General features: G+C 57.5%; 11 protein-coding genes and 3 tRNA genes. 7 read left to right on the top strand and 7 right to left on the bottom strand.

Going from position 1 to position 14,011, the window contains the following annotated elements; translation table 11 throughout:
- Window positions 1–33 precede the first annotated feature (33 nt).
- On the top strand, window positions 34–2,442 hold the full coding sequence (lon, locus tag GOV53_RS02050; protein WP_170463903.1) for an endopeptidase La: 2,409 nt from the start codon (window positions 34–36) through the stop codon (window positions 2,440–2,442).
- Between the two features lie 43 nt (window positions 2,443–2,485).
- Here lon and GOV53_RS02045 read toward each other — a convergent pair whose 3' ends face one another.
- On the bottom strand, window positions 2,486–4,072 hold the full coding sequence (locus GOV53_RS02045; protein WP_170463901.1) for an APC family permease: 1,587 nt from the start codon (window positions 4,070–4,072) through the stop codon (window positions 2,486–2,488).
- Between the two features lie 128 nt (window positions 4,073–4,200).
- Window positions 4,201–4,275: transfer RNA gene (locus tag GOV53_RS02040), tRNA-Val, on the bottom strand.
- Window positions 4,276–4,315: 40 nt separating this feature from the next.
- Here GOV53_RS02040 and GOV53_RS21410 point away from each other — a divergent pair.
- The 4 genes from GOV53_RS21410 (at window position 4,316) to uvrA (ending at window position 7,723) form a co-directional block, all read left to right on the top strand.
- The gene (locus GOV53_RS21410; RefSeq protein ID WP_302477671.1) at window positions 4,316–4,447 is read left to right on the top strand and encodes a hypothetical protein; all 132 of its coding nucleotides are present in this window, start codon (window positions 4,316–4,318) and stop codon (window positions 4,445–4,447) included.
- A gap of 40 nt (window positions 4,448–4,487) precedes the next feature.
- Window positions 4,488–4,564, top strand: a tRNA-Asp gene (locus tag GOV53_RS02035).
- 46 nt (window positions 4,565–4,610) lie between these two features.
- Window positions 4,611–4,687: transfer RNA gene (locus GOV53_RS02030), tRNA-Asp, on the top strand.
- A gap of 177 nt (window positions 4,688–4,864) precedes the next feature.
- Window positions 4,865–7,723: an excinuclease ABC subunit UvrA gene (uvrA, locus tag GOV53_RS02025; RefSeq protein WP_170463899.1), complete on the top strand. Its 2,859-nt coding sequence runs from the start codon at window positions 4,865–4,867 to the stop codon at window positions 7,721–7,723.
- Between the two features lie 12 nt (window positions 7,724–7,735).
- Here the strand turns inward: uvrA and GOV53_RS02020 are convergent, their stop codons facing one another.
- From GOV53_RS02020 to GOV53_RS02000, 5 genes are all read right to left on the bottom strand, one after another.
- Window positions 7,736–8,068: a hypothetical protein gene (locus tag GOV53_RS02020; protein ID WP_170463897.1), complete on the bottom strand. Its 333-nt coding sequence runs from the start codon at window positions 8,066–8,068 to the stop codon at window positions 7,736–7,738.
- A 97-nt stretch (window positions 8,069–8,165) separates the two neighbouring features.
- Window positions 8,166–9,038, bottom strand: a complete 873-nt coding sequence (mmsB, locus tag GOV53_RS02015; protein ID WP_170463895.1) for a 3-hydroxyisobutyrate dehydrogenase — start codon at window positions 9,036–9,038, stop codon at window positions 8,166–8,168.
- A gap of 2 nt (window positions 9,039–9,040) precedes the next feature.
- Window positions 9,041–10,081, bottom strand: coding sequence for an enoyl-CoA hydratase/isomerase family protein (locus tag GOV53_RS02010; RefSeq protein ID WP_170463893.1), 1,041 nt, complete (start codon window positions 10,079–10,081; stop codon window positions 9,041–9,043).
- Window positions 10,082–10,088: 7 nt separating this feature from the next.
- Window positions 10,089–11,231, bottom strand: a complete 1,143-nt coding sequence (locus tag GOV53_RS02005) for an acyl-CoA dehydrogenase family protein (protein WP_170463891.1) — start codon at window positions 11,229–11,231, stop codon at window positions 10,089–10,091.
- 117 nt (window positions 11,232–11,348) lie between these two features.
- Window positions 11,349–12,464 carry a carboxylate-amine ligase gene (locus GOV53_RS02000; RefSeq protein WP_170463889.1) on the bottom strand — a complete coding sequence of 372 codons (1,116 nt, stop codon included), beginning with the start codon at window positions 12,462–12,464 and terminating at the stop codon, window positions 11,349–11,351.
- A gap of 139 nt (window positions 12,465–12,603) precedes the next feature.
- Here GOV53_RS02000 and GOV53_RS01995 point away from each other — a divergent pair, with 139 nt between their 5' ends.
- Both GOV53_RS01995 and GOV53_RS01990 read left to right on the top strand, forming a co-directional pair.
- Complete coding sequence (locus GOV53_RS01995; protein WP_170463887.1) at window positions 12,604–13,449, top strand: class I SAM-dependent methyltransferase; 846 nt, start codon at window positions 12,604–12,606, stop codon at window positions 13,447–13,449.
- Window positions 13,450–13,526: 77 nt separating this feature from the next.
- Complete coding sequence (locus GOV53_RS01990) at window positions 13,527–14,003, top strand: fasciclin domain-containing protein (RefSeq protein WP_170425222.1); 477 nt, start codon at window positions 13,527–13,529, stop codon at window positions 14,001–14,003.
- The last annotated feature ends 8 nt before the right edge of the window (window positions 14,004–14,011 follow it).

Genomic DNA, 14,011 nt, shown 5'->3' with positions numbered 1-14,011 from the left:
CCAGAGCCGTCTTGCCAATGATAAGGATAGAGCATGCAAGAGCCCCTGAACTCCTCATACCCAGTGCTGCCGCTGCGCGATATCGTGGTCTTCCCGCATATGATCGTGCCGCTGTTCGTCGGTCGGGAAAAATCCGTCCGTGCGCTGGAAGAAGTGATGCAGGACGACAAGCAGATTCTGTTGTCCAGTCAGATCGACCCGAGTGACGATGACCCCACCATAGATGGCATCTATCGGTCGGGTGTGCTGGCCAATGTGCTGCAACTGCTGAAACTGCCGGACGGCACCGTAAAGGTGCTGGTCGAAGGCCAAGCACGTGTGCAAATCACGGAATTCCTTGAAAACGAATATTTTTTCGAGGCTCGCGCCGAGTATCTGACCGAAATTCCGGGCGATGTCACCACGACCGAAGCGCTGCAGCGCACGGTGGCGGATGAGTTTGAGCGTTATGCCAAAGTGCGTAAGAACATCCCCGAAGAGGCTCTGACTGCCGTGGGTGAAACCGCCGAACCCGCCAAACTGGCCGACCTTGTGTCGGGTCATTTGGGCATCGAGGTCGAGCAAAAGCAGGAACTGCTGGAAACCCTCAGCGTCAGCGAGCGGCTTGAGAAGGTCTATGGCCTGATGCAGGGTGAAATGTCTGTTCTTCAGGTCGAGAAAAAGATCAAGACCCGCGTAAAATCCCAGATGGAGAAGACGCAGCGCGAATACTATCTGAATGAGCAGATGAAGGCCATTCAGAAGGAACTTGGCGATGGTGAGGACGGCTCGAACGAAGTCGCCGAGCTGGAAGCCAAGATCGCTGAGACCAAGCTGTCGAAAGAGGCGCGCGAAAAGGCCGAAGGCGAGCTGAAAAAGCTGCGCAACATGAGCCCGATGTCCGCCGAAGCGACCGTTGTACGCAATTACCTTGACTGGATCCTGGCCCTGCCGTGGGGCACCAAATCCCGCGTCAAAAAGGATCTGGGGCGTGCGCAGGACATTCTGGATGCCGATCACTATGGCCTCGAGAAGGTCAAGGAGCGGATCGTCGAGTATCTGGCGGTGCAGCAGCGTTCGAAAAAGCTGAAAGGCCCGATCCTGTGCCTCGTTGGCCCTCCGGGCGTGGGTAAAACCTCGCTTGGTAAGTCTGTGGCAAAAGCCACCGGGCGCGAGTTCATTCGCATCTCGTTGGGTGGCGTGCGCGACGAATCCGAGATCCGGGGACACCGCCGGACCTATATCGGTTCGATGCCTGGCAAGATCATTCAAGCGCTGAAAAAGGCGAAAACCACTAACCCGCTCATCCTGCTCGACGAGATCGACAAGATGGGGCAGGACTTCCGTGGCGACCCTGCTTCGGCAATGCTTGAGGTGTTGGACCCGGAACAGAACAGCACGTTCATGGACCACTACCTTGAGGTCGAATATGACCTGTCCAACGTGATGTTTCTGACCACGTCGAACAGCTACAACATGCCTGGGCCTCTGCTGGACCGGATGGAGATCATCCCGCTGGCCGGTTACACCGAAGAGGAAAAGAGCGAGATCGCCAAGCAACACCTGATCAGCAAGCAGGTCAAAAACCATGGTCTGAAAGCCAAGGAGTTTGAACTGACCGATGAGGCGCTGCAGAAGATCATCCGCACCTACACCCGCGAAGCGGGCGTACGGAACCTCGAACGTGAAATCGCCAAGGTGGCCCGGAAATCGCTGACCAAGATCGTCAAGAAAGAAGCCGACGAGATCACCGTGACGCCGGAGAACCTGGATGAGTTCTTGGGTGTGCCAAAGTACCGCTATGGTCTGGCCGAGCAGGACGATCAGGTCGGCGTGGTCACAGGTCTGGCCTACACTTCCGTTGGCGGCGATCTGCTGCATATCGAGGCGCTGAAGCTGCCGGGTAAGGGGAGGATGAAGACCACCGGTAAACTGGGCGACGTGATGAAGGAATCCATCGACGCGGCTTCGTCCTATGTACGGTCGATTTCGCCTCAGATCGGGGTCAAGCCGCCGAAGTTCGACAAGCTGGACATCCACGTCCACGTGCCGGATGGGGCGACGCCCAAGGATGGTCCCTCTGCCGGCCTGGCCATGGTGACGTCCATCGTGTCCGTACTGACCGGTATCCCGGTCCGCAAGGATATAGCCATGACGGGTGAGGTTTCGTTGCGTGGCAATGCAATGCCGATCGGTGGTTTGAAAGAGAAACTGCTGGCGGCGCTGCGCGGTGGCATCAAGACCGTCCTGATCCCAGAAGAGAACGAAAAGGATCTGGCCGATATCCCGGACAACGTGAAGGAAGGTTTGAAGATCATTCCGGTCAAGCACGTGTCCGAGGTGCTGAAAGCAGCGCTGGTGCGCGAGCCTGAGCCTATCGAGTGGGATGAGGCCGCCGAAGAGGCCGCTGCTGCCGCTGCAAAGGCGGCAGACAGCGCAGGTCCAGCCGCGACGACGCACTAAGGCCAAATAAGAAACGGAAAAGGCGGGGGAGACCCCGCCTTTTTTACAGCCCGATGACGGGTTGCCTGGGGTCCAGAATTTCCTCTTCTGCGATGTATTTCTGGAACTTTTCGACCGACAGGGCCGAGCGCACAGCAAGACCGAAAATCACGGCTGAAAACAGAATGCACAACGCGATGTCCCATCCGAAAGGAATCTGTTTCTGTGCGCCTTCCCCGAACTGACCCAGATATGAGATCAGGCCGATTCCGGCGAAGTAGGGCACGAGCCAAAGGGCCTCGGTCACGTCCATCTCATCCAGTCGATTACGGAACCTTGCCAGTAAGAGCGCGCCTCCGACGATGAGTGCGAAACCAAGCCGCCAGACGGTGTCCCAACCGCTCCAATAAACGATCAGGGTTGCGATGGAGAAGGCCGAAACGGCTACGATCTTCACCATCGGGATGCGGATCGACCTTGGGTGATCCGGCATCAGGTGACGCAGGCACACAACGGCTATGGGACCGACCGCAAAGGACATCACAATGGCCGCGCCATTCAGGGCGATGACTGTGGTGAACGGGACCGTGAGCAAAAACAGTACGCCGATCAGATAGTTCAGGGCCAGGGCCCAGAGCGGTACCCCAAATGAAGACAGCATTTGTAGCCGTTTTGGCAGAAAGCCATTTTTGGATAAGGCCAGTGCGATCCGCGCGTTTGATCCCGTGGATACAAGGCCATTGCCAAACGGGCCAATGATCGAGCCAACGTTCAGTACGCTCAGAAACCAGACGATCCCGACGGACAGGATCACCCCGTCTAATGGTCCTTGACCACCAAAGGACAGCTTTGCCCAACCGTTCTGGATCATAACAGGATCAAGTGCGCCGATAAAGGCGATTTGTAGCCCGATGTAAATCGCGGCACACAGAATGATGGACAACACCAGCGCGGCCGGGATGGCGACCTTGGGGTTTTTGACCTCGCCGGCCATGTCGACCACATGGCGAAAGCCGATGAACGAGAAAATCACTCCGCCTGTCGAAACGGCTGCCATGATTCCCTGCAGGCCGTATGGTGCGAAGCCGTCCGGTGAGGTGAAGTTCGCCGTATCGAACCGGCTGACAATCAAAAGCACCGACAGCACAATCGGGATAGCGATTTTGGCCCATGTTAGGGTCGCGTTGACCTGTGCGAAGAACTTCACACCTAGCGCATTGATCACCACAAAAAGCAGCATGAAGAACAAGGCGACGGTGATCCCAGCACCGGTCAGATCACCGGTTTCGGCGGTGTGTAGCCACGGCGCATAAGGCGCGAGGTATTTCAACATCGCCTCCACTTCGATCGGGGCTGTGGTGTTGTACCCAATCCAGGCGGTCCACCCCATTGCCATGGAAACGATGTTGCCGTGCGAAAACTGCGGGACACGCGCAATCCCTCCTGGGATGGGTAGCATGGCCGAGATCTCGGCAAAGGTTATCGCCAAGACAAACATGGCAGCTGCACCAATGACCCAGGACAGGATCGCTGCCGGCCCTGCGTGCTGAACCGCAAGCAAAGGGCCGAACAACCAGCCAGACCCGATGATTCCGCCAACCGAAATGAAGGTGAGGCCGATTAGGCCAATGTCCCGCTTCAGTTTGGCCATTTCGTTAACCCCGCCGATCCGCGCCGCTGAAGGATACGGCGGACAAAAGGACGATACGCAGCAGACGCGCGGTCTGGCAAGCTTTGCTAATTCAAGCGCTTAGCTGGAACAAAGGCTAAAAAGGGGAATGGTGGGTGATAAGAGATTTGAACTCCTGACATCTTCGATGTGAACGAAGCGCTCTACCACTGAGCTAATCACCCGTAGACGGTGCAGTTACAGCGAGTCGGAACGGTTGGCAAGATGAGCCAACGTGAATTCAGCTCGCAGACACAAAAAGCGGATTTTTCAGGGGCGCGGGCAGGGGACCAATTCGGAAAAAATCAGCTTCTTCAAAAAAACTTCAAAACGCCGCTTGACGATGTCGGGGCGTAGCCATAATACACCCCAACGTTCAGCGATGAACGGACAGCGGGCGGTTGTAGCTCAGTTGGTTAGAGTACCGGCCTGTCACGCCGGGGGTCGCGGGTTCGAGCCCCGTCAACCGCGCCACTGCTGTCAGCCTGGATCCGGGTTAAGGGATCTCGAAAATAGATGCGCGGTTGTAGCTCAGTTGGTTAGAGTACCGGCCTGTCACGCCGGGGGTCGCGGGTTCGAGCCCCGTCAACCGCGCCATTTTCTCCTTCACCCAATCCAAGATGTCCAAGTATTGAACCGGCTTCGATGGGTTGCGGTGCGTGATGTCAGGATGTGTCGGCAATAAACCGGTTGTTCACACTTTGTTCTAACTTTTCTGTTGGAGACTCAGCCCGGCTCGCCTATTTCTAAGACACTTGTGTGTTGGGGGCCAAAATGGCTGAGCTTAAGAATATCGAGGTGCGCGGCGCGCGCGAGCATAACCTTAAGGGAATCGACGTCGATATTCCTCGGGATCAGCTTGTGGTGATCACGGGTTTGTCCGGGTCGGGCAAGTCGTCTTTGGCCTTTGACACGATCTATGCCGAAGGCCAACGTCGCTATGTCGAAAGCCTGTCGGCCTATGCGCGCCAGTTCCTCGACATGATGGAAAAGCCGGATGTGGACCACATAAGTGGCCTGTCGCCCGCGATTTCTATCGAGCAGAAGACGACCTCGAAGAACCCCCGCTCGACCGTCGGCACCGTGACCGAGATTTACGACTATCTTCGTCTGCTGTTTGCCCGCGCCGGAACCCCTTACAGCCCTGCAACCGGCCTTCCGATTGAGGCCCAGCAGGTTCAGGACATGGTCGACCGTATCATGACGATGGAGGAGGGGACGCGCGGCTATCTTCTGGCCCCGATCGTGCGTGACCGTAAGGGTGAGTACAAAAAAGAGTTCCTGGAACTGCGCAAGCAGGGTTTCCAGCGTGTAAAGGTCGACGGTGAGTTCTACGAACTGGACGAGCCTCCTACGCTGGACAAGAAGTTCCGCCACGACATCGACGTTGTCGTGGACCGTCTGGTCGTGCGCGAGGGGATGGAAACGCGGCTGGCTGACAGTCTGCGCACCGCTTTGGACTTGGCCGATGGAATCGCGATTCTGGAAACAGCCCCCAGTGAAGGCGAGCCGGAGCGTATCACCTTCAGCGAAAACTTCGCCTGTCCGGTTAGCGGGTTCACGATTCCCGAAATCGAACCGCGTCTGTTCTCGTTCAACGCACCGTTTGGCGCTTGCCCAGATTGCGACGGTTTGGGCGTCGAGTTGTTCTTTGACGAACGCCTTGTGGTGCCTGACCAGACGCTCAAACTGTACGATGGGGCGCTGGCACCCTGGCGCAAAGGTAAGTCGCCTTACTTCCTGCAAACTATCGAAGCGATTGCGCGGCATTACGAATTCGACAAGAACACGCCGTGGAAAGACCTGCCAGCCAAGGTCCAGCAGGTGTTCCTGCGTGGCTCAGGCGACGAGGAGATTCAGTTCCGCTATGACGAGGGCGGGCGTGTCTATCAGGTGACCCGCAGTTTTGAGGGCGTGATTCCGAATATGGAACGCCGCTATCGCGAAACCGATAGTGCGTGGATTCGTGAAGAATTCGAGAGGTATCAGAACAATCGACCCTGCGGCACGTGCGAGGGGTATCGCCTGCGACCAGAGGCGCTTGCGGTCAAGATCGCGGGCCTGCATGTCGGTCAGTTGGTCGAGATGTCGATCCGTGAAGCTCTGGCTTGGGTCGAGGACGCACCGAACCATCTGAGTGTTCAGAAAAACGAAATCGCCCGTGCAATCCTCAAGGAAATCCGCGAGCGGCTTGGATTCCTGAATAACGTTGGTTTGGAATACCTTACACTGTCGCGTTCAAGTGGCACTTTGTCCGGCGGTGAAAGCCAACGGATCCGTTTGGCCAGCCAGATTGGTTCGGGCCTGACCGGCGTCCTCTACGTTTTGGATGAACCCTCCATTGGCCTGCATCAGCGCGATAATGACCGATTGCTCGGTACCCTGAAAAACCTGAGGGATCAGGGAAACACTGTGATCGTGGTGGAGCATGACGAGGAAGCCATTCGCGAAGCAGACTACGTGTTTGACATCGGCCCCGGTGCCGGCGTGCATGGCGGTCAGGTGGTCAGCAAGGGCACGCCTGCCGAAATCGCCGCAGACGCGGCCTCGATGACCGGTCAGTATCTGTCCGGTACGCGCGAGATTTCGGTTCCCACAGAGCGCCGGAAGGGCAACAAAAAGAAAGTGACCGTTGTCAAAGCGACCGGGAATAACCTCAGGAACGTTACTGCAGAATTTCCCTTGGGCAAGTTCGTGTGCGTCACGGGTGTCTCTGGTGGTGGCAAGTCGACCCTCACGATCGAAACGCTGTTCAAAACCGCCTCGATGCGCCTGAACGGTGCACGACAGACGCCTGCGCCTTGTGAGACGATCAAGGGGTTGGAGCATCTGGACAAGGTCATCGATATCGACCAACGACCAATCGGACGGACTCCGCGTTCGAATCCAGCGACTTACACCGGGGCCTTCACCCCGATTCGTGACTGGTTCGCCGGGCTGCCGGAGGCCAAAGCGCGCGGGTACAAGCCGGGGCGCTTCAGCTTTAATGTCAAAGGCGGTCGGTGTGAGGCCTGTCAGGGCGACGGTGTGATCAAGATCGAGATGCACTTTCTGCCCGACGTCTATGTGACTTGCGAAACCTGCAAAGGCGCACGGTACAACCGCGAAACACTCGAAATCAAGTTCAAGGGTAAGTCCATCGCCGATGTGCTTGATATGACAGTGGAAGATGCGCAGGAGTTCTTTAAGGCGGTGCCCTCGATCCGCGACAAGATGGACGCGCTGGCGCGTGTTGGACTGGGGTACATCAAGGTCGGACAGCAGGCCACGACCCTGTCGGGGGGCGAGGCGCAGCGGGTCAAGCTGTCCAAGGAACTGTCCAAACGTTCAACCGGACGAACGCTCTATATTCTGGACGAACCGACCACTGGTCTGCACTTTGAAGACGTTCGTAAACTGTTGGAAGTGCTGCACGAACTGGTGGATCAGGGGAATTCGGTTGTGGTGATTGAACACAATCTGGACGTGGTCAAAACGGCGGACCACATCATCGACATCGGCCCCGAAGGCGGCGATGGCGGGGGTGAGATTGTGGCAACCGGTACTCCGGAAAAAGTGGCCGAGGTCGAACGCAGCCATACCGGCCGGTATCTTAAACCGATGCTCAAGAATGCCCGTGTAGCGGCCGAATAGGAGCTGACATCCTTAGTTCAGGATGTCAGCAACTGCACCAATCAGGTTCAAAACTTTGCGTGTGTCCGGATCGACCCGATACACGTAGTCACCCGCGCGAACGTAGTAGCCACCTCGGTTCAGACCATAGCGGTAAGGATCATTGATCCAGCGGTAATCGCGGGTGATGTAGTCACCAGTATTGTAGAATTTTTTCGCCTGACCGGGCGGCACGCAAGGGATGCTTTTCTTGGCCAAGCCCGGGGGACAATGACCTCCTTTGGAGTTGCCGTTTCCAGCCATTGCGACGCCAGAACTGAACACAATTGTCAGGGTTGCAGCCAATGTAACCAACGTGCGGGACATCTTTGATCCTTTTGCGTGAAGCCGGAGTTACCTGATAGATGGCCAAAGTGTCGGGGTTGGTCAACCTGGTGGGCGGGAAGCCGCCCACCAGTTATTGTTAGCTTCTTCCTCGCTGTTCGAACCGGGGAAGCATGGCCGAGAAGTCTTTGCCAAGCCCGTTTTCAGACTCGACGAACTGTTCATACAGTGCGGTTGCAACCTGACCCATTGGCGTATCAGCATCCGAGCTTTCGGCGGCCTGCTGGCTGAGGCGCAGGTCTTTTAGCATCAGCTCAGCTGCAAACCCGGGCTGATAATCATTGTCTGCAGGGCTAGATGGACCGACGCCGGGCGCCGGGCAATAGGCATTCATCGTCCAGCTATAGCCCGAAGACGTGCTGACCACGTCAAACATCTTTTGCCGATCCAGTCCCAGCTTATCGGCCAGCGCGAAGGCTTCGCAGGTGGCAATCATGGTCACGCCCAGGATCATGTTGTTGCAGATTTTTGCGGCTTGACCGGCTCCGGATTCGCCACAATGTACGGCCTTTTGGCCCATGATCTCGAACAGCGGAGCAGCCTTTTCGAAGGCCGCGTCGCTGCCACCGGCCATGAATGTCAAAGTTCCTGCGGCCGCGCCACCGATGCCGCCCGATACCGGAGCATCAACTGCCATTACACCCGCATCCTTAGCCTGATCCGCTACTGCACGTGCGCTGTCGACATCGACGGTCGAGCAATCAATCCAGACCGAGCCCGCGCTCATCGCGGGGATGATTTCACCTGCCACAGCCCGCAGGATTTGCCCGTTGGGCAACATGGTGACAACGATGTCGGCCCCTGTGGCAGCTTCGGCGCCAGAGTTGGCCATGGTCACGCCCGGCACGCTGACATCCGCCATGTCGAAACCGACCACATCATGCCCCGCTTTGGCTAGGTTGGCCGCCATCGGATTGCCCATGTTGCCGAGGCCGATAAACCCGATTTTCATTCTTATTCCTCCTCGAATTTCAGAGTGTCCGCACCCAATGGCTGCAGCATGTTCGAAACGGCCACCGCCGGAACGTCTTGGCCCTGATGTTGCCAGCTTGGGTTGCGATCCTTGTCTATGATCTGCGCCCGTATACCTTCCAGAAAATCCCCGTGCTCCATCGCGCGATAGGTAAAGCGATACTCCATCTCCAGCGCCTTGCGCATGGTCAGGGTCGGAGAACGAAGCCGGTGCAGCATTTCCACTGTGCAAGCCATGGACAACGGAGAATTCCGCCCGATCAGTTTTAACGCTGCGGCGGCATTGTCATTGTCCGAGTTCTGCAGACTGTTCTGGATATCCCCAAGGGTTTCACCACCAAAATCCCCGTCGATCTGGGATTGAAGGGCGGTCAAACTGCCTTCGGGCGGGGTCTCGGAATGGGCTTCAAGGCTGTCGGCGTTCCCGGATGCCTCGAGCATTTCGATCAGGTCCTGCCAGTGTTGGATCGGGATGTAGTGGTCCGCGAAACCGGCCAAAATCGCGTCAGCCGGACCCATCCGATGCCCGGTCGTGCCCAGGTATTCCCCCAGCCGTCCGGGCGCGAGCGCCAGCATTAGCGTGCTTCCCACATCCGGCACCAATCCGATCGAGCATTCGGGCAGAGCGATTTGCGAGGTTTCGCCCACGATACGATGGCTGCCATGGCAGCCGATGCCAACGCCACCACCCATAGTGAAGCCCTGCAGAAAACTGACCACCGGCTTGGGGTATTCGAAGATCAGAGCATTCAGACGATACTCATCCCGCCAGAACGTGCGTCCGTATTCGTAGTCCCCTTTGATGCCGGTGTCATAAAGCTGGGCAATGTCACCGCCTGCGCAGAACGCCTTTTCGCCCTCGGCGTCCAGTATGATCAGGTCGACCGCATCATCTTCGCGCCAATTGCGCAGGGCTGTATCAATGGCCATGCACATATCATAGCTGAGCGCATTCAGGGCCTTAGGGCGGGTCAGGGTGATGCGCCCGGCGCGGCCTGTGGTGCGGATATAGATGTCTGACATGACGTCCTCAGCGTTGAGAAAGCATCTGGCGCGCGACGATGACGCGCATGATCTCGTTTGTGCCTTCCAGAATCTGATGCACGCGAAGGTCGCGCACAAGCTTTTCGATACCGTAATCGGCCAGATAGCCATAACCGCCATGCAATTGCAGGCACTGGTCGACAACTTTCGACCCCGTTTCGGTCACAAACTTCTTGGCCATGGCACAGAACTTGGTGGCATCAGGTGCGCCTTGATCCAGTTTCCACGCAGCCTGCCTCAGGAAAGTCCGGGCGGCCTGCAATTCGATCTCCATATCCGCAAGTCGGAACTGAAGCGCCTGGAACTGGTCGATGGACTGCCCAAAGGCTTTGCGTTCCGACATATACTGCAGCGTCATGTTCAGCCCGGTCTGTGCCGCCCCTAACGAGCACGAAGCAATGTTCAGGCGACCACCGTCCAGACCCATCATCGCGTATTTGAAACCGTCACCTTCGACCCCGACAAGATTGTCCGAGGGGATCTTGCAGTCGTCGAACTGCACCTGGGCGGTGGGTTGGCTTTTCCAGCCCATCTTCTGCTCCAGCGCGCCAAAGCTGAGGCCGGGGGCGCCATCCTCGACATATACGGTCGAAATGCCCTTTGGCCCGTCCTGACCGGTGCGCACCATGCAAACATAGGCGTCCGAATATCCGCCACCCGAGATGAACGCCTTGGTGCCGTTCAGAGTGTACCCTTCGTTCGTACGCTCGGCTCGGGTTTTCAGCGCGGCTGCGTCGGACCCCGATCCAGGCTCGGTCAGGCAGTAGCTGAGCACGGTGTTCAGGGTCAGAACATCGGGCATGATCCGAGATTTCAGTGAGTCACTGGCGAAACTGTCCAGCATCTTAGCACACATATTGTGGATCGACAGGAACGCCGCAACCGAGGGGCAAGCCATAGACAGCGCCTCGAACACAAGTGTGGCGTCAAGGCGGGACAGACCGGAACCGCCGCTTTCTTCGGACACGTAAAGACCGCCGAATCCCAGCTCACCAATTCGGGGCCACAAGTCCTTGGGGATGGTGCCTTCGGCCTCCCACTGACGGGCGAAGGGGGCGATATGTTCCTGCCCAAAATCATAGGCCATGTCGAAGATCGCGTTCTGCTCTTCGGTCGTTGCGAAATCCATGGTGTGCCTCCCACGCTGCCCAATGAATTGAACGAGTGTTTATTTCTGAATCCTTACAGAAATTTTGCACGGTCAGCAATCACCTGCATCACCCGTAAGCCAGGCGAGAACGTGCTTTCAGAGGTCTTGATGAAACTCTTCGATCAGGTGTCGGACGACCGCCTGTCCGGGGTCGTCTCCCTTGGCAGAGGCCTCGGCATGAACGCGGCGCTGGCGCGTGGCTGATGTGCCGTTCTGAGCGATCTGCACCAGTTTCGCCAGTTCAGGCATTGTCCCCAGTGCCTCGGCATCCTCGGCCAGCATCCCCATCAGTTCACCCATCAGTTCAGGCATCGGTTTCACGGAACGCTCGCCAAAGTCGATCATACCTTCGCCCACGCCATAACGCTGGGCGCGCCAACGGTTTTCACCGATCAGAAAGCGGTCATACTGCCGCCAGCGCAGGTTTCGGTCCTTCAACCGGCACAGCATCCGCGTCAGCGCCTGAACCATAGCGGCGAGGGACAGCGCATGCTCGAGCCGCGGCTGAACATCCATGATGCGGGTTTCCAGCGTTGGGAACCGGTGTGACGGGCGCAGGTCCCACCAGATTTTCGTCGTGTCCTCGATCACACCCAACTCAACCAAAACGCCCGTGGTGCGTTCATATTCTGACCAGCTAGAGAAAACGGGCGGCAGGCCGGTGCGGGGCAGGTTGTCAAATACGGTCAAGCGATAGGAGGAAAGACCTGTGTCCTCACCGTTCCAATAGGGGGATGAGGTCGACAGGGCCAGCAGATGCGGAAGGAAGTACGAAAGCTGCGGCATCAGATCGGCGCGCAGGGCTTGGTCCGCCACGCCCACATGCACGTGCATCCCGCAAATCAACATCCGGCGTGCCACGCCACCCAGCGCGTGTTGCAAGGCGTCATAACGGTCTTTGCGCGTGTGATGCTGTTTCTTCCAATCGGCAAACGGATGGCACGAGACCGCGATCGGGGCCAGATTGTGCTCGGCCGCACGCTTTGCAACGCAAGACCGCAGGCGTTTCAGATCTTCACGCGCAGAGTTGATGGTGACGTGGGGCCGTGTTCCAACCTCAATCTGGCATTGCAGGAACTCGGGGCTGACCTGTCCTTCAAAATCGGCCTGGCAGGCTTCCATCAATCCCGCTGGAGCTTCGGCAAGTTCAAGGCTGTCCCGATCGACAAGCAGATACTCTTCTTCGATGCCCAGCGTGAAGTCTTGCTGCATTCCGGCCCTCGCAATTGTGTTCGGACCAGTGAATACGGAAATCGCCTTTTTGCCAAGTGTTAGCCTGTGGGGTTCTTGCAGAGGCCCCATTGGCACAGGTAAGGAGGCGGTTAACGTGTGACCAAACCCGGAGCCCCCCGTGAAACCCAGGAAATTTCCCCGGCTGAATGCTGTCCTCGACCGGTTTGGTGTGAAACTGATCGACAAGGTGACCGAACGCGACGAGCGCGCACGCCTTGAGGCGTTCGAGCGGGCAGGTGGGCTTACACGCCCTGCCTACACCTTGTCACCTGGGATGGAAGGGTTCGACATCAGCCAATTGGTGGCTGAGTATCACGAGCACTCTGCCGCGCTTGAAGCACTAAAAGACCCGGCGCAGAACAAAACCGGGTATCGCATCAACAACGGCTATTACGATAGCCCGGATGCGGACGCCCTGTACCTGATGATCCGCCGGTTCACACCCAAACGCGTGATCGAGGTCGGTTGCGGCAACTCGACCCGTGTAACACGTCAGGCGATCATTGATGGGGGTTTGGACACAGAAGTCACCGCGATTGACCCATACCCACGGGCGGATATCGCCCATGTGGTGGACCGGTTCGAACAGAAACGGCTGGAAGACGTCGATCCGGCGCTCTTTGACCAGCTTGAAGCGGGCGATGTTCTATTCATCGATTCCAGCCATGTTGTGCGCATGAGCAATGACGTCGCGCATCTGTTCTGCCGCATCATTCCTGCGTTAAAACCCGGTGTCGTGATCCACGTGCACGATGTTTTTCTGCCCTATGAATATCCCAAGCGATTCTTCTATGATTGCCCTGGTTGGGGCGAGCAATACATGCTGCACGCGCTGCTGCAATCTGGTTCATATTCAATGCTTTGGCCGGGTTTCCTGTTGCAACAAGATCGCCCGGACGCCGTCGAAGCCTTACCGTTTCTAAAGGACGGCCGCGCCCAGAGCATTTGGGTTAAGGTCAAATAAATCTGATCCTATTGTGATCCGGTGCGTCAAAACGCCCGTACCCCTTTCCATAACAAGCTGGAGAGGAGTTAACAGCCATGTTTCGCCGTACGTTTATGGGCGCCGCCGCCGCACTCGCACTTGCACTGCCCGTCAAAGCGCAGGCCGCAGATATCGTTGACACCGCCGTATCGGCCGGATCGTTCAACACCCTGGTCGCTGCCGTTCAGGCCGCCGGTCTGGTCGACACGCTGAAAGGCGATGGTCCGTTTACTGTATTCGCGCCCACAGACGAAGCGTTTGCCGCGTTGCCCGAAGGCACGGTGGAAACACTGCTGCTGCCGGAAAACAAAGACCAACTGGTCGAAATCCTGACCTATCACGTGGTTCCCGCCAAGGTCATGTCGGGCGATATCGCAGGTAAGCGTGCACAGGTTCTGACCGTGCAGGGCGACCGCCTGTCCGTGAATGCCAAGCGCGGTGTGAAAGTGAATGACGCCGAGGTTATTCAGGCCGACATCGAGACCAGCAATGGCGTGATCCACGTCGTTGATGCTGTGATCCTGCCGGAATAAGACCTCAT

The organism is Ruegeria arenilitoris (genome assembly GCF_013035315.1).
In the GTDB taxonomy this organism is placed as follows: domain Bacteria; phylum Pseudomonadota; class Alphaproteobacteria; order Rhodobacterales; family Rhodobacteraceae; genus Ruegeria; species Ruegeria arenilitoris_D.
This window is presented reverse-complemented; position numbering and strand designations above follow the sequence as displayed.

Excerpts from the sequence above, each read along its gene's own strand:
- GOV53_RS02000 (WP_170463889.1), bottom strand. The coding sequence starts at position 12,464 with ATGCAGCAAGACTTCACGCTGGGCATCGAAGAAGAGTATCTGCTTGTC.
- GOV53_RS02005 (WP_170463891.1), bottom strand. The coding sequence starts at position 11,231 with ATGGATTTCGCAACGACCGAAGAGCAGAACGCGATCTTCGACATGGCC.
- mmsB (WP_170463895.1), bottom strand. The coding sequence starts at position 9,038 with ATGAAAATCGGGTTTATCGGCCTCGGCAACATGGGCAATCCGATGGCG.
- GOV53_RS02045 (WP_170463901.1), bottom strand. The coding sequence starts at position 4,072 with ATGGCCAAACTGAAGCGGGACATTGGCCTAATCGGCCTCACCTTCATT.
- GOV53_RS01990 (WP_170425222.1), top strand. The coding sequence starts at position 13,527 with ATGTTTCGCCGTACGTTTATGGGCGCCGCCGCCGCACTCGCACTTGCA.
- lon (WP_170463903.1), top strand. The coding sequence starts at position 34 with ATGCAAGAGCCCCTGAACTCCTCATACCCAGTGCTGCCGCTGCGCGAT.
- GOV53_RS02010 (WP_170463893.1), bottom strand. The coding sequence starts at position 10,081 with ATGTCAGACATCTATATCCGCACCACAGGCCGCGCCGGGCGCATCACC.
- uvrA (WP_170463899.1), top strand. The coding sequence starts at position 4,865 with ATGGCTGAGCTTAAGAATATCGAGGTGCGCGGCGCGCGCGAGCATAAC.
- GOV53_RS02020 (WP_170463897.1), bottom strand. The coding sequence starts at position 8,068 with ATGTCCCGCACGTTGGTTACATTGGCTGCAACCCTGACAATTGTGTTC.
- GOV53_RS21410 (WP_302477671.1), top strand. The coding sequence starts at position 4,316 with ATGAGCCAACGTGAATTCAGCTCGCAGACACAAAAAGCGGATTTTTCA.